This is a genomic window from Labrys sedimenti (genome assembly GCF_034424805.1).
GTDB lineage: Bacteria > Pseudomonadota > Alphaproteobacteria > Rhizobiales > Labraceae > Labrys > Labrys sedimenti.
Window position 1 is genome coordinate 71016 of the sequence record NZ_JAXOUF010000005.1, and the last position, 19389, is coordinate 90404.

Sequence of the window (19389 nt, forward strand, 5' to 3'; positions counted from 1 at the left end):
GCTGAACGCTCATTTGCTCCAGCCCTGTGTTTCCAGCCAATCCAGCGGGATTGGCTATAGCGTCTTTGCGATTCTCGGCGTAACCGGCAAATCGCAAAACGCCTTGGGAGGACGTTCGTCTTGAGACTGCCTGGCGGCTTGCGTTGGCTCTTCATGGTTTTCGCCTTGGCCAGCTGGCCGTGCTGGGCGCAGGGAACGCCTTCTTCTGCCACCCCAGCCCCTCCCGCCATGAGCCAGCAGCAGATGGACACGATGGTGGAGGCCATCAGCCAGTCCGTCATGAAGAAGCTGCAGGCCCAGGGGGCCCAACCCGCCCCGCCCAGCCCCGACGGCAGCGGCATGCAGATGGCAAGTGCCCAGCAGACCGAAATGTTCATGCATGTCGGCGGCCTGGTCACCGGTTTGCCGGCCCTCTGGGCCGAATTCGGCAAGTTGACCACCCGGCTCGACGCCGATTTCAACAATGGCAGGAGCCTCGGCCGCTATTTCCTGCTGCTGATCGGCGCGCTGGCGGCGGCGCTGGCCGCAGAATGGGTGGTCCGGCTGTTGCTGGCGCCATTGCGGCGGCGCCTGGTGATCCGGATGCATGGGCTGCATGGCATCCGGGCCCTGCTCGGCCTCGGCGCCCTTGAACTGCCGCCCCTGATCGCGCTGTGGATCGTCGGCAACGCCAGCGAGGCCGCTCGCTTCATGGGCGATCTCCCGCAGACCCGCTTCTCCATCGCCATGCTCAAGACCATGCTGATCTGGCGTCTGCTCCAGGCCGTGTTCCGCTTTACCCTGCAGCCCCGCCTGCCCGAGGCCCGCCTGCCCGATCTCGGGGATGCCGATGCGCGGGCGATCTATCGGGGCGCTTCCTTCGCGATCCTGCTGCTCCTGTTCAACGCCGTGCTGGCCGATGTGCTGCGCGCCCTGCAATCCCCGCCTCTGGCGGTCGGAACCGCCCAGCTCTACGGTGCCGTGATCATGATGCTGGGCATGGTGGCCGTCTGCATCCGCCTCAACGGCCCGATCGGCCGCTGGTTCATCGGCGTCGCCAATCCCGCCCATGCCAGCCCGGTCAAGACCGCGATCGCCAAGCACTGGTTCATCGGGGCCATGCTGCTCTTCGCCCTGTTCGTCACCGCCGATATCTATGCGGCCGTGGCCGGCCAGTCGCGCATCTCTGGCGCCCTGATGCTGACGCTGGCGATATTGGTGGCGCTGCTGGTCATCGAATCCCTGGTGCACCGCATCCGCATCATGCTCCAGCACCAGGCCGACGGCGTCCACCTGATTCATCCCAGGGGCGCCGAGGCGCTGGCACGCTGCGCCCGCTTCGGTGTCCTGATCCTGGCGATCGGGGCTTTGGGCCGCACCTGGGCCGTCGACGTCAGCGGCGTCATGGCCGGCGACGATTTCAACAGGGTGGCGCGCAACCTCTTCTCCGCCGGACTGACTGCCTTCATCGCCTATTGCGCCTGGGAACTGGTGCGCTACATCACCGACCGGTATTCCGCAGGCCGCGGCGGGACGGCCCTGCCTGGCGCCGCTGACAGCGAGGACGACGCACCGGTTTCCACCGCCTCGCGCATCGCCACCATGATGCCGGTCTTCCGCATCGGCCTGGCCATCGCCATCGCCATCCTCGCCGTGCTGACCGTCCTGTCCCAGCTCGGCGTCAACGTGACGCCGCTGATCGCGGGCGCCTCGATCTTCGGCCTTGCCATCTCCTTCGGATCGCAGACGCTGGTGAAGGACGTGGTATCGGGCGTCTTCTTCCTCATCGACGACGCCTTCCGGGTCGGCGAATATATCGATGTCGGCAAGGCCAAGGGCACCGTCGAGGGCTTCACCCTGCGCTCCCTGCGCCTGCGCCACCAGAACGGGCCGGTGCACACCATCCCCTATGGCCAGCTCGGCCAGGTCACCAATTACAGCCGCGACTGGGCGACCATCAAATTCCCGCTGCGCTTCGCCCGCGAGACCGATCTGGAAAAGCTGCGCAAGGCGGTCAAGAAGATTGGCCAGGACATGCTCGAGGATCCCGAGATGAAGGAGGAGTTCCTCACCCCACTGAAGATGCAGGGCGTGTTCGACATCACCGACAACGCCATCGTCGTCCGCTTCAAATTCACGGTCAAACCGAACAAACCGACCTTCATCCAGCGCGAGGCGCTCAAGCGCCTGGTCCGCCTGCTGCCCGAGCAGGGCATCGAGTTCTCCACCGGTACGGTGGCGGTGCGTACGCTCGATGGCGAGGGGCGGGCTGCGCTCGGCGCCGCGGTCAATGCCGCCATGGCCTTGCCTCCCGCCGCGGCCGGATAGGCCCGTCAGGATAGCCACCTAACCCTTTCCCAAAGGCGCGTCCGGGTGTAGCAGACACGGACCCTGCTCGTGCCGACGGATTGTCGCGATGACGTTTCTACCCGATCTCCATACGCTCGCCCTCTATTCGGCTGCCTGCGTATTCCTCTTCATCACGCCCGGCCCCGACATGAGCCTGTGGCTCGCCAAGACCATCTCCGGCGGCCGGCGCGGCGGCACCGCCGCCATGCTGGGCACGCAGGTCGGCTGCCTGTTCCACACCTTCTTCGCCGCGGTCGGCCTGTCGGCCGTGCTGGCGGCCTCGGCCACTGCCTTCACCGCCCTGAAGATTGTCGGCGCACTCTATTTGCTCTGGCTCGCCTATGGTGCCATCCGCTCCGGCTCGGCCCTAAACGTGCGCGACGAAGGCAAGCAGGATGCCGGTTTCTGGCCCACTTTCATGGTCGGGCTCGGCATCAACCTCACCAATCCCAAGGTCGTGCTGTTCTTCCTGACCTTCCTGCCGCAATTCGTCGACGCCGCCGACCCGCATGCCTCTCAAAAACTTTTCTTTCTGGGACTCTATTTCATTGCCATCAATCTGCCGTTTGCGTTTCTATTGATTCTCGGGGCTGAGAAGGTGGTGTCGTGGCTGAAGGCACGCCCGCGGGTCTTGCGCGGCATCGACTTCACCTTCGCCGGTGTCTTCGGGCTTTTCGCCTTCAAGATTCTGACCACGCAGACCCGCTGACGGGGTTCGCCTGAGGCGTTTTGCGATTTGACCGAATCGCTTCGAGTCGCAAAATCGCTTTGAATCAAAGAGTTAAAGTAAAAACGTTTCTGCTGAAAATGCGCTTAGCTCTGGGGAGTTGTTGCTTGCCGTCGTTCCTACGCCGGGCCCTGCTGGGCCTGGCAACCATCGCCGCCTTGATCGGTTCGGCCGCTGCGGCCGAGGCTGCCTGCGAGGACATGACCTCGAAGGGGCGCAGCTATATTGTGTGCCGCTTCGATCTGTCGAACGACAGCCTGGCCCTCTATTGGCGCGGCGCCGACGGCACACCACTCGGCAGCCCGAGCCGGCTCGCCCAGGAACTGGATACCCAGGGCAAGAAGCTGATCTTCGCCATGAATGCCGGCATGTACGACAAGGCGCTCGGCCCCGTCGGCCTCTATGTCGAGAATGGCCGCATCCTGCACAACGCCAACACCCGCAACGGCTTCGGCAATTTCCATCTCAAGCCCAATGGTGTGTTCTATTTCGGCGACGGCAAGGCCGGCGTGATGGAGACCAGCCGGTTCCTGAAAGCCCGGATCAATGCCCGCTTCGCCACGCAATCGGGCCCGATGCTGGTGATCGACGGCCAGATCCATCCGAAGATCCAGCCAGACGGCCCCTCGGAGAAGATCCGCAACGGCGTGGGCGTGCGTGACGGCAAGATCGTGATCTTCGCCATCTCGGCCGAGCCGGTGAGCTTCCACGATTTCGCCGAGCTGTTCCGCGACCGCCTGGGCACCCAGAACGCCCTCTTTCTCGACGGCTCGATCTCCACCCTCTACGCGCCCCCCATGCCGGCCATCGGCGGCTGGACCACGCTGGGGCCTATGGTGGGGGTGACAGAGGGGCCGTGATGGCCGCAGAATCCACCAAGGCAGTACTGGATTTCATGGGCTTTCTCGCTGTAGCCCATCGAGCCTTCGTTGAAGCGATGAAGGAGGCAAGGAAGAAGCAAAGCCTCCATAATCTCGAAATCTCGATCGTGCCATCCGACAACGGGCCTATCGACTACACCGCCGACGGCAAGGTCCTATTCCTATATCTGAACGCGGATATCAAAGCGCCGATCGCTTCCAGGCAGCAGGCCCTTGGCATGCAGTTCCTCATGCGCCACACGATGGAACAATGGCAGGGTGAAGCCGAAATCGGCTGGTCCAGCAATCAAGTCGGTTGGGATGTGTTCGATTCACGCGAATTTCAGGCACCTACGATCGAGGCGTTCATCGAGAACGCACCGGATCATCTAGATTGGTTGGGAAAGCGCTTCATTGAAGAAGTCGCCAAACTACCTGGTTAGGCTGTTAGTTTTTACACTCTTTTCCAGACGGGCATTTTTGACTACATCAGCCGTCAAAATCACGTCACACGCAGGAAAGACCATGGCTCCCCGCACGCTCTATGACAAGATCTGGGACGATCACGTCGTCGAAACCTCCGTCGACGGGACGAGCCTGCTCTATATCGACCGTCACCTCGTACATGAGGTGACCAGTCCGCAGGCCTTCGAGGGCCTGCGTGTTTCTGGCCGCCAGGTGCATTCGCCGCAGCGCACTTTGGCCGTGGTCGACCACAACGTGCCGACCTCCGACCGCTCCAAGGGCATCGACGATCCCGAAAGCGCCATGCAGGTCAACACGCTGGCCCAGAACGCCAAGGATTTCGGCGTCGAGTACTATTCCGAGCTCGACAAGCGCCAGGGCATCGTCCACATCGTCGGCCCCGAGCAGGGCTTCACCCTGCCCGGCACCACCATCGTGTGCGGTGACAGCCACACCTCCACGCATGGCGCCTTCGGCGCTCTCGCCCATGGCATCGGCACCTCCGAGGTCGAGCATGTGCTCGCCACGCAGACGCTGATCCAGAAGAAGGCGAAGAACATGCGCGTCACCGTTGACGGCGTGCTGCCGGACGGCGTGACCGCCAAGGACATCATCCTGGCCATCATCGGTGAGATCGGCACGGCGGGTGGTACCGGCCATGTGCTCGAATATGCCGGCGAAGCCGTCCGCGCCCTCTCGATGGAGGGCCGCATGACCATCTGCAACATGTCGATCGAAGGCGGCGCCCGCGCCGGCCTGATCGCTCCCGACGAGAAGACCTACGCCTATCTGAAGGATCGTCCCAAGGCACCGAAGGGCGAGGCCTGGGATCGGGCCTTGACCTATTGGAACACGCTCTACACCGAGGAAGGCGCGCATTTCGATCGTGAGGTGAAGCTCGACGCTGCGGCCCTGCCGCCGATCGTCACCTGGGGCACCAGCCCCGAGGATGTCGCCTCGATCACCGGTTTCGTGCCGCGTCCCGAGGATGCGCCCAACGAGCACAAGAAGTCCGCGATTGAACGCGCTCTGGCCTATATGGGCCTCCAGGGCGGCGAGCGTATCCAGGACCTCAAGCTCGACCGCGTCTTCATCGGTTCCTGCACCAATGGCCGTATCGAGGATCTCAGGGCCGTCGCCAAGGTCATCGCCGGCCATACCGTCAACGCCAACGTCAACGCCATGATCGTGCCGGGTTCGGGCCTGGTGAAGATGCAGGCCGAGGCCGAAGGGCTCGACAAGATCTTCCGGGCCGCCGGCTTTGACTGGCGCGAGCCGGGCTGCTCGATGTGCCTGGCCATGAACGCCGACAAGCTCAAGCCGGGCGAGCGCTGCGCCTCGACCTCGAACCGCAATTTCGAGGGGCGCCAGGGCTATAAGGGCCGGACCCATCTGGTCTCGCCGCAGATGGCCGCCGCTGCTGCCATCGCCGGCCATTTCGTCGACATCCGCGAATGGGAAAAGATCGCGGCCAACGCGTAAGAGGGCAGCGCCCTCGGGCGCTCTTCTCATCTACGGGAAGAGAGTAAGGGTGAGGGGCGGCGCGACCGTGCACGAACAAGTCCTCATACCCAAACTCTCGCCCGCCGATGCCCGCCGCCTGCCGGCCTTTGCCCCGGGCATGACCATCGGGCTGTTCGGCGGTAGCTTCAATCCGCCCCATGACGGCCATCGCCATGCCAGCCTGGTCGCGCTGACGCGGCTCGGGCTGGACCGGGTCTGGTGGCTGGTGACGCCGGGCAATCCCCTCAAGGACAACCGTGCCTTGCCCCCGCTGGAACTGCGGGTAGCCGCCGCCCGCCGGCTCGCCGACCACCCCCGCATCGAGGTGACCGGCATCGAGGCCGATATCCACACCCGCTACACCTATGACACCATCGCCTGGCTGCAGCGCCGCTGCCCGGGCGTGACCTTCGTCTGGATCATGGGGGCCGACAATCTCGCCGGCTTCCACCGCTGGCAGCAATGGCAGGCCATCGCCTCGCGGGTGGCAATCGCCGTGGTGGCCCGCCCGGGCGCCACCACCAAGGGCCCGCTTGCCAAGGCCGCCCGCGGGCTTGCCGCCTACCGTGTTCCCGAGCATCAGGCCACGACGCTGAAATATCGGCGACCGCCCGCCTGGATCTTCCTGCACGCGCCGCTCGACGCCAATTCCTCCACCGCTTTGCGGGCCAGCGGCCAGGGCTTGCCCACAAGGTAAAAATTAACCACTTATTAACCATGTCGGAGCAGGCTTAATTCTATTGGCGTCATTGAATCGACGCGATGGCTTGCTAATATTGTGGAGCGAGTGGAATTCGCGGAGGTCCGCGAATCAATGAGCAAGAGGGTGTGCCCCTGACCACGTTGGTGAGACGCGAAGCGGACGTGATTCCGCTTCATCCCGTGAGCCGAGCGATCCGCCCGGACGTTGAAGCTACGGTTCGCCTGATCCTCAATGGCCTCGACGACATGAAGGCCGAGGAGATTGTGGAAATCGATCTGCGCGGCAAGAGTGCAATCGCCGACGTCATGATCATCGCGACAGGACGGGTGGCCCGCCATGTCGCTGCGATCGGCGATCGCATCGCCAAGGATCTCAAGGAAAACGGACACGGCAATCCCCGCATCGAAGGCGTCCCGGTCTGCGACTGGGTGCTGATCGATACCGGGGACGTCATCGTGCACGTCTTCCGCCCTGAGGTCCGTGCCTTCTACAATCTCGAGAAGATGTGGTCGTCAGGCCGCCCGAACGAACTGCTTCCGAGCTGACCTGAATGCGCCTGATGATCTGCGCCGTCGGCCGGCTCAAAGCCGGCCCGGAACGCGATCTCGTGGCCCGTTATGCCGAGCGGCTGAACGCCAGCGGCCGAAGCCTGGCCCTCGGGCCGCTCGATATCATCGAAATCGACGAAAGCCGCGCGCGGCGCCCCGAGGACCGCAAGGCCGAAGAGGCCGACAAGCTGCTCGCCGCCGCCGGCCAGGCCGCCATCATTGCGCTGGATGAAACCGGCAATTCGCCCGGCAGCGAGGCCTTCGCCGCGAAGATCGCGGGCTGGCGGGACAATGGAACCCAATCGCTCGCCTTCCTGATCGGCGGTGCCGATGGCCATGGTGACGCGATCCGGTCGCGCGCGATCCTGTCGCTGTCCTTCGGCAAGATGACCTGGCCGCACCAGATCGTGCGCATCCTCCTGGCCGAGCAGCTCTATCGCGCCGCCACCATCATCGCCGGCCACCCCTATCATCGGGTGTGAATTGCCCCGGGGCGAAGACCAGTCCTGATCGGCAACAATAGCGGCGGCATCAAGGGCTGGATTGCAGCGAGCCACATCCATGGCAGATTGGTCGCCGTAGCATGAACTGGCCGGTGTCAGGCAGGCGAGACCAGGATGCCCCGTACATGGGCGTCGCTCATGCCCAGACTGCCGCCGATGCGGGTGAGCAGTTCCCGCTGCCGTTCGTCTTCGCCACGGCCGGCCCGCAGCACCTCGCGCGCCGATTGCAGGAAGCCCTCCTTGCCGGCATGCCCGAGGGTGTGGGGCAGATCACCGAGGCGCCCCAGCACCTCCTCGCCCGACATGCCGCCCGCGGGCGCCTGGGCTGAATCTGCCAGGATCTCGGCCGGATCGCTATCCTGCCGCCAGGTTCGGGCGATGCCGTCGCTTATGGCCTTGGCCTGCGCCTCATTCGGCACGCCGAAGGCACAGGCGACCGCAATCATCGCCGTGCGCCATTGGCCGGCAATCTGCGCTTCGTGCTCGGCCTGCTCGCGCGCCGGATCATAGCTGAGCACAGCCGAAGTATAGGCCTTACCGCAGCTGTTGCACTCGATGTGCTCACCGAGCTTGGAGGTGGGGAAGATCGGAATGAAATAGAGAGTGAACCACCGTTCCGTCTTCTTGTGCTCATATTGGCGCGGTGCCGCACAATGGGGACAATTGAACGTACCCTGGCCGATGCTTCGGATCCGGCCTTTGGATCCCCAGATAATCATACCTCTGCTCCACCCGGTAAACCATCAGGTCATGGATCAGTAATAGCCTTGGCGCTATTCAGATCAATGCACCCTGGGGAACAGTTCTGAGCTCTTCATGGCTAGAGCAAAGTGCATTCAAGTGTGATGCTTGTTTGCCCTAACTCTTTGGAAGGACGCGTCTTTACGATCCTTGGTGACTCCATCGTATTTGTTCACCCCCGTCATTCCGGGCGCGTTGCAGCATAAAATGATGCAATGCAGACCCGGAACCGCGTCGAAATTGAGTGTTTTTCGTCTTGCGATCCCGGATTTGCGCCGCACCACTGCGTGCTGCGGCGCGTCCGGGATGACCCCCGTGAGCAAATACACTCCATCAAATCGCAAAACGCGATGGGAATTATCCGAAACCGACTCTCCCATGGACTTCCACGGACACAGAGCATCCCGGCGAGAAAATACACCGACGTAGAGGGCTGGAGACGGCGGAAATTCGAAACTTACCGTCCGCTCCGGTTTCCTATCCTGTCCATGATGACGTGACCATCACGACCCGATCGCCGCCCTGATCAGTGCCTTGGCATCCTCGCTGGCCCATTCGGCCGGGCCGGCCATGGCGCCGATACGGCAGCCCTGCTTGTCGATCAGCACCGAGGTCGGCAGGCCCTGGCCGAGGCCTTCGTTGCGCAGGCTCTGCAGAATGCCGGTCGAGGGATCGGCATAACGGTGCAGCTTGTCGATCTTGGTCTCGTTCAGGAAGGCATCGACCCGCTCGGGGCCCTGCGTGTCGATATTGACGGCCACGACCTCGAAGTCCTTGCCGCCGAGATCCGCTTGCAACTGGTTGAGGGCCGGCATTTCCTTGCGGCAGGGCACGCACCAGGTCGCCCACAGATTGAGCAGCACGGTCTTGCCCTTGAAATCGGCCAGGGTCGTCTTGCTGCCATCCGCCTTCTGGAAGCTGATCGGCACCAGCGGCTGGGGCGCCTTGGAGACGGCGAGGGCGGCCACCTCCCCCTTGGCCAGAGGGTCGACGCGGGCGGCAATCGCCGTGGAAGCGGGGCAGGACGCGCTTTCCTGATTGCCCGAGCCGCCCTTTGTCCCGTATACCGCGCCGACACCCACCACGGCTCCCGCCAGGATTGCCGCGCCGATCAGCCAGCGCCGGTTCGGTCCCAGGGGCGGCTGACTTTTCGGTGGCTGACTCTCGGAATGTTCCTGCCGACTATTCTCGTTCACTGAAAGCCTATCCAGATGAGCAACAAAATGTGGGGCGGCCGGTTCCAGTCGGGACCGGACGCGATCATGGAAGAGATCAACGCCTCGATCGACTTTGACAAGCGCCTGTGGGCCCAGGACATCCGCGGCTCTCTGGCGCATCTCGCCATGCTGGAGAAGCAGGGGATCGTCGCCGCCGCCGATGCCAAGGCCATCGCGGACGGTCTAGAGCTGGTCCGCGGCGAAATCGAGAGCGGTTCGTTCACTTTTTCGCGCGCGCTCGAAGACATCCATATGAACGTCGAATCGCGGCTTGCGGCAATCGCAGGGCCGGCCGCCGGGCGGCTGCATACCGCCCGCTCGCGCAACGACCAGGTCGCCACCGATTTCAAGCTCTGGGTGCGCGACACCATCGACGATCTCGACGCCCAGTTGAAAGACCTGATGACCGCACTCGCCGAAAGGGCGCTCGCCTTCTCTGGCGCGGTGATGCCGGGCTTCACCCATCTGCAATCGGCCCAGCCGGTGACTTTCGGCCATCACCTGCTCGCCTATGTCGAGATGCTCGGCCGCGACCGCGGCCGTTTCGCCGATGCGCGCAGGCGCCTCAACGAATGCCCGCTCGGCGCCGCGGCACTGGCCGGCACCTCCTTCCCGATCGACCGCCACGCCACCGCCAAGGCGCTCGGCTTCGACCGCCCCACCGCCAATTCGCTCGATTCGGTCTCCGATCGCGACTTCGTATTGGAGGCACTCGCCGCCGCCTCGATCACCGCCATGCACCTCTCCCGCTTCGCCGAGGAGATCGTGATCTGGACGACGCCGCAATTCGCCTTCGTGGCCCTGTCGGACAAGTTCACCACCGGCTCCTCGATCATGCCGCAGAAGCGCAATCCCGATGCGGCCGAGCTCGTCCGTGGCAAGGCCGGCCGCGTCATTGGGGCGCTGGTCGGCCTCCTCACCATGATGAAGGGCTTGCCGCTCGCCTATGGCAAGGACATGCAGGAGGACAAGGAACCGGCCTTCGACGCGCTGCAGACCCTATCGCTGTGCACGGCAGCCATGGCCGGTATGGTCAGGGACATGGTGCCCGACCTCAAGCGCATGAAGGCGGCAGCGGGCTCGGGCTATGCCACGGCCACCGACCTCGCCGATTGGCTGGTGCGCGAACTCAATCTGCCCTTCCGCGAGGCCCATCACGTCACCGGCCGCCTGGTCGGCATCGCCGCCGAGGCCAAGCTGCCGCTGGAGAAGCTGTCGCTGGCCGAAATGCAGGCGGTGGAGCCGCGTATCCATCAGGGCCTGTTCGCCGTGCTCGGCGTGGAAAAGTCGGTCCGCAGCCGCACCTCCTATGGCGGCACGGCGCCGGCAAACGTCAAGGCCCAGGCCAGGAAGTGGCTGAAGGCGCTGGCGAAGTAATCTTCCTGGGACCGCAGGCGTCTCGCCTGCTCCCGGCAACATCGCGACGGCAGGATGGGAAGAGCAGGCGAGACGCCTGCTGCCCCAGGATTCGCGTTCCCAAATCAAAATTCGTGCTACACAGCGTCAAACACTGGAGTACCCCATGGCTGCTAACGCGTTCCGTATCGCGCTCGCTTTGACGCTGGTCACCACGCTTGGCCTGGCCGGCTGCGGCCGCAAAGGCAGGCTCGAGCCGCCGCCCGAGCAGCACGTCAAGGACGGCGATGCCAACGGCAATGGCTATAGCAGGAAAAAGGATCCGGGCTATGTGAAACCGGACCGCAAGCTGCCGATGGACTTCCTGTTGAACTGATTTTGAACCGAACCCGACCATGCATCACTTCACCTATCGCAACGGCGTGCTTCATGCCGAAGATGTCGCACTGCCGGCGATCGCCGCCGCGGTCGGCACGCCCTTCTACTGTTATTCGGCCGCCACGCTGCGCCGGCACTACAAGGTGTTCGCGGGCGCCTTCGCCGACGTGCCCTCCCTGGTCTGCTTTGCAGTAAAGGCCAATTCGAACCTGGCCGTACTGCGCCTGCTCGCCAAGCTCGGCGCCGGCATGGACGTGGTCTCGGAGGGCGAGCTGCGCCGCGCCCGCGCCGCCGGCGTACCCGCCAGCAAGATCATGTTCTCTGGCGTCGGCAAGCTCGTGCGCGAGATCGACTATGCGCTTGACGAGGACATCCTGTGCTTCAATGTCGAGTCTGAGCCGGAACTGGAGCTCTTGTCGCAGCGCGCCAGCGCCAAGGGCCGGATAGCCCGGGTGTCGCTGCGCATCAACCCGGATGTCGACGCCAAGACCCACAAGAAGATCTCCACCGGCAAGTCCGAGAACAAGTTCGGCATTCCGATCGCGCAGGCTCGCGCCATCTATGCCCGCGCGGCCAAGCTGCCGGGTATCTTGGTCACCGGCGTCGACATGCATATCGGCAGCCAAATCACCGCGCTCGAACCCTATGACGCCTCGATCGAACGCCTGGTCGGCCTGGTCAGGGACCTCAGGGCCGACGGCCATGTCGTCGACCATATCGATTTCGGCGGCGGCCTCGGCATTCCCTATCGGGACGACAACGAGCCGCCGCCCCATCCCGACGACTATGCCGCGGTGGTCAAGCGCTATGCCAAGGATCTCGGCGCCACCCTGGTGTTCGAACCCGGGCGCCTGATCGCCGGCAATGCCGGCATCCTGGTGAGCGAGGTCGCGTTCGTGAAAGAGGGCGAAGGCAAGACCTTCGTCATCGTCGACGCCGGCATGAACGACCTGATCCGCCCGACGCTTTATGAAGCCTATCATGCGATCTGGCCAATCAAGGAACGTCCCCTCGGCGGTGCCATGGTGACGGCCGACGTCGTCGGCCCGGTCTGCGAGACCGGCGACTATCTGGCCCTCGACCGCGACATCCCGGTGGTGGAGCGTGGCGACCTGGTGGCGGTGATGTCGGCTGGCGCCTATGGCGCCGTGCAGTCCGGCACCTACAACACCCGTCCCCTCATCCCGGAAGTGCTGGTGGACGGCGACAAGTTCGCGGTGATCCGGCCCCGCCCGAGCTATGACGAGTTGCTCGGGCTCGACAAGGTGCCGGACTGGCTGTGATCCCTGGAACAGAATCTGTTACCGGGAACAACGAGTGTTCCCGGTAACAGCCCGCTCCCCGATCCTGTCGTAAGGCCGTCATTCCTTCTGGAACTCCGAGGACCCATGCGCAGTCTCCTTGCACTTTCCCTTCTCGCCAGTGTCGCCGCGGCCACTCCCGCGCTGGCGGACGCCTATCGCTGGCAGCTCCGCCAGTCGCCGGAATCGGTGGTGGTGGCCTATGAAGTGCCCGACACAGACGACCAGCCGCTCGGCCTTTTTTGTGAACCCGAGGGCAAGGCCTTCTCGATCACCTATCGACCGGGCGCCGACAAGATCCGCAAGGGCTGGAGCGGCGTGGTCAGTTTCAGTTCCGACGGCGGGCAGGTCGATGTGCCCATGCAGGCGGTCGAAGACGAACTGAGCGGGCTCACCTTGGAAGCCAAGGCTGCCTTCGATCCGGATTGGACCGTCGTTCTCGGCAAGGGCCGTACCCTCAAGATCGCCTTCAGCGGCCAGAGCGAGAGGATCAAGCTGGCCGGCGTGGCCAAGGGAGCCGCCGCGCTGGCCAAGGCCTGCGGTCTGTAGGAAGATTGCTTTGTAGCGCAGTGCGGCCCCTCACCCGTACCCTCTCCCCGTGAGAACGGGGCGAGGACGCACGGGCGTCGCGCTCGATCCTCAGACCCTTCATCTCGCCCGACGGTTGAGCGAGACGATCGGGGTTGTATATGAAATACGCGATCAAAGTCCCCCTCGCCCCGTTCTTACGGGGAGAGGGTACGGGTGAGGGGCTACGCTACCCCGACAATTTCTGCGGGAAATGGTCCCTCGATCAGCCCTTTTTGATCCGCGCTTGCTCCGTGCTCACCTGGCAATGCCGAAGCACTTGGCCAGCCTGGCGGCGACGGCATCATAGGTCGCCGCTTCCTTGGCCGGATAGGTCAGGCGGAAGGCGCGGATGGTCTCGACAGCGCCCTTGGCGTCCTTCTCCAGCAGGAGCTTGGCATAGAAGATCTCGCCACCCTTCCGGCCGGAGACCACCACGCCGTTCTTGGCCGCACTGCGATAGGTGATCTTGCCGTCATCGGCGATACCGGCGACGATCGCATCGATGTCTTCTTCCGCGGCATTGTAGGAACCCCAGACCCGCAGGCTCGCGCCGGAAGGGGCCGAGAAGACGCGCCCGTCGCCATTGTCGGCCTCGGGCTCCGCCGTCATGAGGTCAGCGGGATAGCAGATGCGGTAGCCGAAACGCGCATTGGCGTAGTCGCTCCAGTCACGCGCCGCCGCCGGCCCGGTAACAATGGTGAGGCTCAGGAGCGGGGCGATCAGGGCGCAGAAACGGATCAGGCGGCGCATCGGCCTCTCCTTGTCGATATGAACGCCATCGCGGCGGAGAGGCTCCGCGCGATGGCTGTCCTGTCTTAGGTTGCTTGGCCCGGGCCGGCTGTTCTGCAGGGAACCAGCGCGGCCGGCTCAATGCCGGCGCCGGCGCCGCGCCTCTTCGCCGCCGCCGGCCTTGGGCGGGGCGACCAATGGGCCGATTTCGGCGATCACCTTGGCGGTATCGGGGCGCTCGGCGCGGACATGGCCGTCGATGGCCTGGCGCATGGCGGCGAGATGGGCCGGCGAGGTGCCGCAGCAGCCGCCGATGATGCGGGCACCCGCATCGATGGCGAGCCGCGCATAGTTCGCCATCAGCTCCGGCGTGCCGGAATAATGGATATGGTCGCCATGGAACTGCGGAATGCCGGCATTGGCCTTGGCAATGATCACGGCATCGGGATTGGCCTCGGTCATCGACAGCACCGAGACCAGGAGATCGGAAGCGCCGACGCCGCAATTGGCACCCACCGCGACGGGATTGGGATCGACGCCGCCGGCCACCTCCGGCATGGCCGCGGGCGGGATGCCCATCATGGTCTTGCCGGCCGTGTCGAAGCTCGCCGTCACCGTATAGGGCATGCCGGCCTTGACGGCAGCCTTGGCCGCGGCCCGCATCTCCTCGGCAGCCGACATCGTCTCGATCCAGATCACGTCGGCGCCGCCTTCCTTGAGGCCCTCGATCTGCTCGACGAAGATCTCGACAGCCTCGTCCTCGGTCAGCGGCCCGAGCGGCTGGAAGAGGTCGCCCGTCGGGCCGACGGAACCCGCCACCACCACAGGACGCCCAGCGCCGTCGGCGACCTCGCGGGCAACGCGGGCGGCGGCGGCATTGAGCTCCTTCACGCGTCCGTCGAGCTTGTGCAGCGCCAGCCGCCGGCGATTGCCGCCGAAGGAATTGGTGAGGATGATGTCGGCCCCGGCATCGACGAAGGACTGGTGCAGAGCGTGGATGCGGTCGGGATGGTCGAGGTTCCACATCTCCGGCGGATCGCCCGACATCAGGCCCATCTCGAACAGATTGGTCCCTGTGGCCCCGTCTGCGAGCAATACGGGCTTTTGAGCCAGAAGTTCGGTCAGGCGCATGGCGTGTCCTTCATCAAGAAACCATGCTTCCACATAGGCCTTTGCCGCAACGATTCAAGCACGAATGTCCGGGAACGGCCTCGCCCCTAAAACAGCAACGCCGGGACAAGCCCGGCGTTGCAGAAGCGCTGAGTGGACGAGACGGCCTCAGTTCGGCACGCCGGCCTTCGGATCCGGCGGGAAATAGGCGCTCTTCTGCACGCCATGCAGCAGGTCGATCGCCTTGTTGAGCTGGGTGTCGTCCTTCTCGTTGGCAGGCACATAGGCCGAGGACCCGCCCTCTTCGGTCTTGTCCGCATCCGGATTGGCCAGATGGCCCTTGAGGCCGGACTCGCCCTTGGTCTGGTCCTTGCCCTTGAGGTCGTCGGGCACGTTCTCCTGCACCACGATCTCCGGATCGATGCCCTTGGCCTGGATCGAGCGCCCGGAGGGGGTGTAGTAGCGCGCCGTGGTCAGGCGCAGTGCGCCATTGCCCTGCAGCGGGATGATGGTCTGCACCGAGCCCTTGCCGAAGGAACGCGTGCCCAGGATGGTGGCGCGCTTGTGGTCCTGCAGGGCGCCGGCGACGATCTCCGACGCCGAGGCCGAACCGCCATTGACCAGCACGATCACCGGCTTGCCATTGGTCAGGTCGCCGCCGCGGGCGGAATAGCGCTGCACGTCATCGGCCTGGCGGCCGCGGGTGGACACGATCTCGCCGCGCTCGAGGAAGGCATCGGAGACCTGGATCGCCTGGTCGAGCAGGCCGCCCGGATTGTTCCTGAGGTCGATGATGTAGCCCTTGAGCTTGTCCGGACCGATTTCCTTGCTCAGCTTGTCGACGTTCTTCTTCAAGCCGTCGAAGGTCTGCTCGTTGAACTGGGTGATGCGGATATAGCCGATGTCATCGCCCATCTTCTTGGCCTTGACCGACTGCACCTTGATGATGTCGCGCACCACCTTGACGTCGATCGGCTCGCCCTTGTTGCGCAGGATCTTCAGGGTGATCGGGGTGTTGACCGGCCCGCGCATCTTGTCGACGGCCTGCTGAAGCGTCATGCCCTGCGTCGCTTCGCCGTCGATGCCGGTGATCAGGTCGCCCGCCAGCACGCCGGCCTTGGAGGCCGGCGAATCATCGATCGGCGAGACCACCTTGATCGCACCGTCCTCCTGGGTCACTTCGATGCCGAGACCACCGAACTCGCCCTTGGTCTGGACCTGCATGTCCTGGAAGCTCTTGGCATCCATGTAGCTCGAATGCGGATCGAGCGAGGTCAGCATGCCGTTGATGGCCGCTTCGACCAGCTTGCCGTCCTCGGGCTGCTCGACATAGTCCGAGCGCACCCGCTCGAACACGTCGCCGAACAGGTTGAGCTGCTTGTAGGTGTCGGTGACGGCGGCATTGGCACCGCCCATCAGCAGCAGGTGGGGCTGCGTTACCGCGATCGTCGCGATCGCGCCCATGGCCACGCCGCAGAACAGAATGGGAAGCTTGCGAATCATCCGCGTGCCTTCTCGCCTTGATTGGCCCACCACGGGGTGGGGTCTATGGAAACACCGTCTTTGCGAAACTCTATATATAGGGCGGGTTGTCCTGCGCTTGAAGCACCGCCAAACGCCGCAGCCGTCGCCTGCATTCCCGAATCTGTCTTACCCAAGCCCGCCTGCGAACCCGGATCGGCATCCGATCCCAGAGACGGACCTGAACCCATGGCGGCAACCGGCTCGCCCGTCAAGACAAACTGGCCCAGCCCCACATTGATCTTATCCATGCCGGCCATCACGATATGATACCCGCCACCGGCATTGATGATCAAGAGTTGGCCGTAGGAGCGGAACTTGCCGGCGAAGACGACCCAGCCGTCGCAGGGCGCGGTGACGCTGGCGCCGGGCGTCGCCGTCAGGGTCATGCCCTTGGCCGCGCCGCCATTGCCGTCATCGGCGCCGAAGCCGCGCAGCATCGCACCGGTTACCGGCAGGCGCAGCAGGCCCTTGGCCTGGTCGAAGGGCATGGCCGGGGTCAGGCGGCTTGGATCCTGCAGGGCGGCAAGGGACGGCCGGGCCTGGCTGGTCGCCGCATCGGCCGAATCAGCGGCACGCTTGGCCGGCGCCACCTCGCGCTCCATGCGGGCGATCAAATCTTTGAGATTGGCCGCCTCCTGCGCCAAGGCGGTGGCATGGGCCTGCTCGGTGGCGAGGGTATTCTGCTCCTGGGCCAGCACCTTCTGGCGTTCCTCGACCAGAAGCTGGGTGCGGGTGCGCTGCTCGGCCAGGGTGATCAGCGCCTGCTTGAGCGTGTCCCGTTCGATGGTGATCTCCCCGCGCACCCGGGCCAGTTCCTTGAGATTGGCCACGAGGGCCTGCATTTCCTGGCGCATTTCCGGCAGCACCGCACCCAGCAGCATCGCCGTGCGCACCGCCTCCAATGCGTCGTCCGGGCTGACCAGCAGGGCCGGCGGCGGATTGCGCCCCATGCGCTGCAGCGACGCCAGCACCTCGATCAGCAGGCCGCGCTTGCTGTCGAGCGAGACGTGGATATTGTCCTCGTTGCTGTCGAGTGAAGCCAACCTCGCCTCCGCCCCCAGCACCTTGGCTTCGGTCTCATGCGTCTGGTTGCCGGTCTCGACCAGTTGCTGGCGCAGCTTCTCGCTGTCGGCCCCGATTGCCTGGATCTCCTTGCGCAGGCGGGCCAGGGTCTCATCGGACAGTTTGATCTCGCCCTGGATGCGCGCGAGGTCCTGACGCATCGAGTCCTGGCGCTTGGCGGCCGCCTCGTCGGTGGCGGACGGGGCCGCAGCTGGAACAGCCTGGGCCGCTGGCGGCGTCTCGGCTCTTGCCGTCGGCAAGGCCACGCACAGCGCCAGCAACGCCCCGGCAAGGACGGAGCCGATGATCGAGTTTGCGCTGTCGTGGTTCATTCCAGATTGATGCGACCAATATGGTTAACGAAGTTTCAATCGTTAACGATTCTTCATTGTTGTCGAGGGATAGTGGCGTGTCATCCCGTCTTTTCTGGGGCAGGCCGGCGACGCCAACGGGAAATGGCCTGTCGCGATGTCCCGCGAATCGCGATTTTTTCTGAATTTGGCGCCTTGACGCACTTTCTCAACCAAAAATGCTGTAAGGGGCCTCATCCCGCCGCGAACATGCCGCAATCGCACTGCCGTCATGCCCGCCTGCCATTCAACCGTGCGGTCCTTCCGAGGGCCGTTCAGGAAAGACCATGCTGCGCCGCTTCTACGACTGGATGATCCGCATTTCGGAAAGTCCCCGGGCCGTCTGGGCTCTCGGCATCGTTTCCTTTGCCGAAAGCTCCTTCTTCCCGTTTCCACCCGACGTCATGCTGCTGCCGATGGCGGTCGCCAAACCCAAGAGGGCCTGGTTCTACGCCGCCGTCTGCACCGTCACCTCGGTGCTGGGCGGTATATTCGGCTATATGATCGGCTGGCTGCTCTACGACACCGTCGGCGCCTGGCTGATCCGGGCCTATGGCTATGAGCACGGCGTCGAGCAATTCCGCTGCCTCTATGCCCAATATGGCAGCTGGATCATCCTGATCAAAGGCCTGACGCCGATCCCCTACAAGATCGTCACCATCACCTCGGGCTTTGCCGGCTATAGCCTGTTCTGGTTCGTCCTGCTGTCGCTGCTCACGCGCGGCGCGCGCTTCTTCATCCTGGCCGGGATCCTCAATCTCCTCGGCGAGCGCATCCGAACCTTCATCGAGAAGAACCTGACGCTGGTGGCCATCGCCTTCGTGGTTGTACTGGTGGGCGGGTTCTTCGTCGTCGAACACCTCATGCCGTCGAGTGGAACTGCCACATGCCAATGAATTTGAGCTCCCGCGCCGCATTGGCGGCCGGATTGATCGGCCTCGTCGTCATCGTCAGCGCCCTGGTACTGCAGCACGGCTTCGGCTACGCTCCCTGCCCGCTCTGCCTGGAGCAGCGCTGGCCCTATTATATCGGCGTGCCCATCACCTTCATTCTCGCATTCATCGGCGACAAGCTGCCCGGGAAGGCCATGGCCGCGGCGCTGCTGCTGCTCGCCATCCTGTTCGCTTATGGCTGCGGCCTCGGTATCTACCAGGCGGGCGCAGAGTGGGAATACTGGCTCGGCCCCGCCAATTGCGCCGCGGGCAATATCGGCGCCAACCCGGCCGATGTCGGCGGGCTGTTCGACGCGATCGACAGCTCCACAGTGGTATCCTGCACCAATCCGAGCCTGCGCATCCTCGGCCTTTCGCTGGCCGGCTGGAACGCCATCGTCATGGCCGTGATGGTGCTGATCACGCTGAAGGGGGCTTTGAGCGCGGCCAAGTCTGGCTGAGGAAGCGCTGTCATTCCGGAC

The 19389-nt window shown here is 64.3% G+C and carries 20 protein-coding genes; 14 read left to right on the forward strand and 6 right to left on the reverse strand.

Annotation, left to right across the window (positions count from 1 at the left end):
- Positions 1-243: 243 nt before the first annotated feature.
- The 8 genes from U1R88_RS17245 (at position 244) to rlmH (ending at position 7616) form a co-directional block, all read left to right on the forward strand.
- The gene (locus U1R88_RS17245; protein ID WP_322432351.1) at positions 244-2307 is read left to right on the forward strand and encodes a mechanosensitive ion channel family protein; all 2064 of its coding nucleotides are present in this window, start codon (positions 244-246) and stop codon (positions 2305-2307) included.
- 88 nt (positions 2308-2395) lie between these two features.
- Positions 2396-3037 (forward strand): LysE family translocator, encoded by a 642-nt coding sequence (locus U1R88_RS17250; RefSeq protein ID WP_068291125.1) that lies wholly within the window; start codon positions 2396-2398, stop codon positions 3035-3037.
- A 125-nt stretch (positions 3038-3162) separates the two neighbouring features.
- Entirely contained in the window at positions 3163-3915 is a 753-nt protein-coding gene (locus U1R88_RS17255) for a phosphodiester glycosidase family protein (protein ID WP_371260349.1), read from the forward strand.
- Positions 3915-4358: a hypothetical protein gene (locus tag U1R88_RS17260; RefSeq protein WP_322432352.1), complete on the forward strand. Its 444-nt coding sequence runs from the start codon at positions 3915-3917 to the stop codon at positions 4356-4358. The genes U1R88_RS17255 and U1R88_RS17260 overlap by 1 nt, the downstream gene beginning before the upstream one ends.
- 82 nt (positions 4359-4440) lie before the next feature.
- On the forward strand, positions 4441-5862 hold the full coding sequence (gene leuC / locus U1R88_RS17265; RefSeq protein WP_322432353.1) for a 3-isopropylmalate dehydratase large subunit: 1422 nt from the start codon (positions 4441-4443) through the stop codon (positions 5860-5862).
- A gap of 139 nt (positions 5863-6001) precedes the next feature.
- Complete coding sequence (locus U1R88_RS17270; RefSeq protein WP_425545450.1) at positions 6002-6580, forward strand: nicotinate-nucleotide adenylyltransferase; 579 nt, start codon at positions 6002-6004, stop codon at positions 6578-6580.
- A gap of 167 nt (positions 6581-6747) precedes the next feature.
- Positions 6748-7131, forward strand: coding sequence for a ribosome silencing factor (gene rsfS / locus U1R88_RS17275; protein ID WP_371260350.1), 384 nt, complete (start codon positions 6748-6750; stop codon positions 7129-7131).
- A gap of 5 nt (positions 7132-7136) precedes the next feature.
- Positions 7137-7616, forward strand: coding sequence for a 23S rRNA (pseudouridine(1915)-N(3))-methyltransferase RlmH (gene rlmH, locus U1R88_RS17280; RefSeq protein WP_322432355.1), 480 nt, complete (start codon positions 7137-7139; stop codon positions 7614-7616).
- 116 nt (positions 7617-7732) lie between these two features.
- Here the strand turns inward: rlmH and U1R88_RS17285 are convergent, their stop codons facing one another.
- Together U1R88_RS17285 and tlpA are read right to left on the reverse strand one after the other, a co-directional pair.
- On the reverse strand, positions 7733-8356 hold the full coding sequence (locus U1R88_RS17285) for a zinc ribbon domain-containing protein (protein WP_322432356.1): 624 nt from the start codon (positions 8354-8356) through the stop codon (positions 7733-7735).
- A 525-nt stretch (positions 8357-8881) separates the two neighbouring features.
- Positions 8882-9574 (reverse strand): thiol:disulfide interchange protein TlpA, encoded by a 693-nt coding sequence (gene tlpA, locus U1R88_RS17290; protein WP_425545447.1) that lies wholly within the window; start codon positions 9572-9574, stop codon positions 8882-8884.
- Between the two features lie 15 nt (positions 9575-9589).
- On the opposite strand from tlpA, the gene argH reads away from it, so the two are divergent.
- From argH to U1R88_RS17310, 4 genes are all read left to right on the forward strand, one after another.
- Complete coding sequence (gene argH / locus U1R88_RS17295) at positions 9590-10972, forward strand: argininosuccinate lyase (RefSeq protein ID WP_322432357.1); 1383 nt, start codon at positions 9590-9592, stop codon at positions 10970-10972.
- 145 nt (positions 10973-11117) lie between these two features.
- The gene (gene lptM, locus U1R88_RS17300) at positions 11118-11327 is read left to right on the forward strand and encodes an LPS translocon maturation chaperone LptM (RefSeq protein ID WP_322432358.1); all 210 of its coding nucleotides are present in this window, start codon (positions 11118-11120) and stop codon (positions 11325-11327) included.
- Between the two features lie 19 nt (positions 11328-11346).
- Positions 11347-12612: a diaminopimelate decarboxylase gene (lysA, locus tag U1R88_RS17305; RefSeq protein ID WP_322432359.1), complete on the forward strand. Its 1266-nt coding sequence runs from the start codon at positions 11347-11349 to the stop codon at positions 12610-12612.
- A gap of 105 nt (positions 12613-12717) precedes the next feature.
- Positions 12718-13179, forward strand: a complete 462-nt coding sequence (locus U1R88_RS17310) for a hypothetical protein (RefSeq protein WP_322432360.1) — start codon at positions 12718-12720, stop codon at positions 13177-13179.
- A 276-nt stretch (positions 13180-13455) separates the two neighbouring features.
- On the opposite strand, the gene U1R88_RS17315 is transcribed toward U1R88_RS17310, so the two are convergent.
- From U1R88_RS17315 to U1R88_RS17330, 4 genes are all read right to left on the reverse strand, one after another.
- Entirely contained in the window at positions 13456-13950 is a 495-nt protein-coding gene (locus U1R88_RS17315; protein WP_322432361.1) for a hypothetical protein, read from the reverse strand.
- Between the two features lie 117 nt (positions 13951-14067).
- Positions 14068-15060 (reverse strand): betaine--homocysteine S-methyltransferase, encoded by a 993-nt coding sequence (gene bmt / locus U1R88_RS17320; RefSeq protein ID WP_322432362.1) that lies wholly within the window; start codon positions 15058-15060, stop codon positions 14068-14070.
- Positions 15061-15207: 147 nt separating this feature from the next.
- The gene (locus U1R88_RS17325) at positions 15208-16542 is read right to left on the reverse strand and encodes a S41 family peptidase (protein WP_245314852.1); all 1335 of its coding nucleotides are present in this window, start codon (positions 16540-16542) and stop codon (positions 15208-15210) included.
- Positions 16539-17957 carry a murein hydrolase activator EnvC family protein gene (locus U1R88_RS17330; RefSeq protein ID WP_322432363.1) on the reverse strand — a complete coding sequence of 473 codons (1419 nt, stop codon included), beginning with the start codon at positions 17955-17957 and terminating at the stop codon, positions 16539-16541. Before U1R88_RS17330 ends, U1R88_RS17325 begins: the two co-directional genes overlap by 4 nt.
- A gap of 305 nt (positions 17958-18262) precedes the next feature.
- Between U1R88_RS17330 and U1R88_RS17335 the strand changes: the two genes are divergently transcribed.
- Entirely contained in the window at positions 18263-18871 is a 609-nt protein-coding gene (locus U1R88_RS17335) for a YqaA family protein (protein WP_068291153.1), read from the forward strand.
- On the forward strand, positions 18862-19368 hold the full coding sequence (locus U1R88_RS17340; RefSeq protein WP_322432364.1) for a disulfide bond formation protein B: 507 nt from the start codon (positions 18862-18864) through the stop codon (positions 19366-19368). Before U1R88_RS17335 ends, U1R88_RS17340 begins: the two co-directional genes overlap by 10 nt.
- The last annotated feature ends 21 nt before the right edge of the window (positions 19369-19389 follow it).

Excerpts from the sequence above, each read along its gene's own strand:
- U1R88_RS17245 (WP_322432351.1), top strand. The coding sequence starts at position 244 with ATGGACACGATGGTGGAGGCCATCAGCCAGTCCGTCATGAAGAAGCTG.
- U1R88_RS17250 (WP_068291125.1), top strand. The coding sequence starts at position 2,396 with ATGACGTTTCTACCCGATCTCCATACGCTCGCCCTCTATTCGGCTGCC.
- U1R88_RS17260 (WP_322432352.1), top strand. The coding sequence starts at position 3,915 with ATGGCCGCAGAATCCACCAAGGCAGTACTGGATTTCATGGGCTTTCTC.
- leuC (WP_322432353.1), top strand. The coding sequence starts at position 4,441 with ATGGCTCCCCGCACGCTCTATGACAAGATCTGGGACGATCACGTCGTC.
- U1R88_RS17270 (WP_425545450.1), top strand. The coding sequence starts at position 6,002 with ATGACCATCGGGCTGTTCGGCGGTAGCTTCAATCCGCCCCATGACGGC.
- rlmH (WP_322432355.1), top strand. The coding sequence starts at position 7,137 with ATGCGCCTGATGATCTGCGCCGTCGGCCGGCTCAAAGCCGGCCCGGAA.
- U1R88_RS17285 (WP_322432356.1), bottom strand. The coding sequence starts at position 8,356 with ATGATTATCTGGGGATCCAAAGGCCGGATCCGAAGCATCGGCCAGGGT.
- argH (WP_322432357.1), top strand. The coding sequence starts at position 9,590 with ATGAGCAACAAAATGTGGGGCGGCCGGTTCCAGTCGGGACCGGACGCG.
- lptM (WP_322432358.1), top strand. The coding sequence starts at position 11,118 with ATGGCTGCTAACGCGTTCCGTATCGCGCTCGCTTTGACGCTGGTCACC.
- lysA (WP_322432359.1), top strand. The coding sequence starts at position 11,347 with ATGCATCACTTCACCTATCGCAACGGCGTGCTTCATGCCGAAGATGTC.
- U1R88_RS17310 (WP_322432360.1), top strand. The coding sequence starts at position 12,718 with ATGCGCAGTCTCCTTGCACTTTCCCTTCTCGCCAGTGTCGCCGCGGCC.
- U1R88_RS17315 (WP_322432361.1), bottom strand. The coding sequence starts at position 13,950 with ATGCGCCGCCTGATCCGTTTCTGCGCCCTGATCGCCCCGCTCCTGAGC.
- bmt (WP_322432362.1), bottom strand. The coding sequence starts at position 15,060 with ATGCGCCTGACCGAACTTCTGGCTCAAAAGCCCGTATTGCTCGCAGAC.
- U1R88_RS17325 (WP_245314852.1), bottom strand. The coding sequence starts at position 16,542 with ATGATTCGCAAGCTTCCCATTCTGTTCTGCGGCGTGGCCATGGGCGCG.
- U1R88_RS17330 (WP_322432363.1), bottom strand. The coding sequence starts at position 17,957 with ATGAACCACGACAGCGCAAACTCGATCATCGGCTCCGTCCTTGCCGGG.
- U1R88_RS17335 (WP_068291153.1), top strand. The coding sequence starts at position 18,263 with ATGCTGCGCCGCTTCTACGACTGGATGATCCGCATTTCGGAAAGTCCC.
- U1R88_RS17340 (WP_322432364.1), top strand. The coding sequence starts at position 18,862 with ATGCCAATGAATTTGAGCTCCCGCGCCGCATTGGCGGCCGGATTGATC.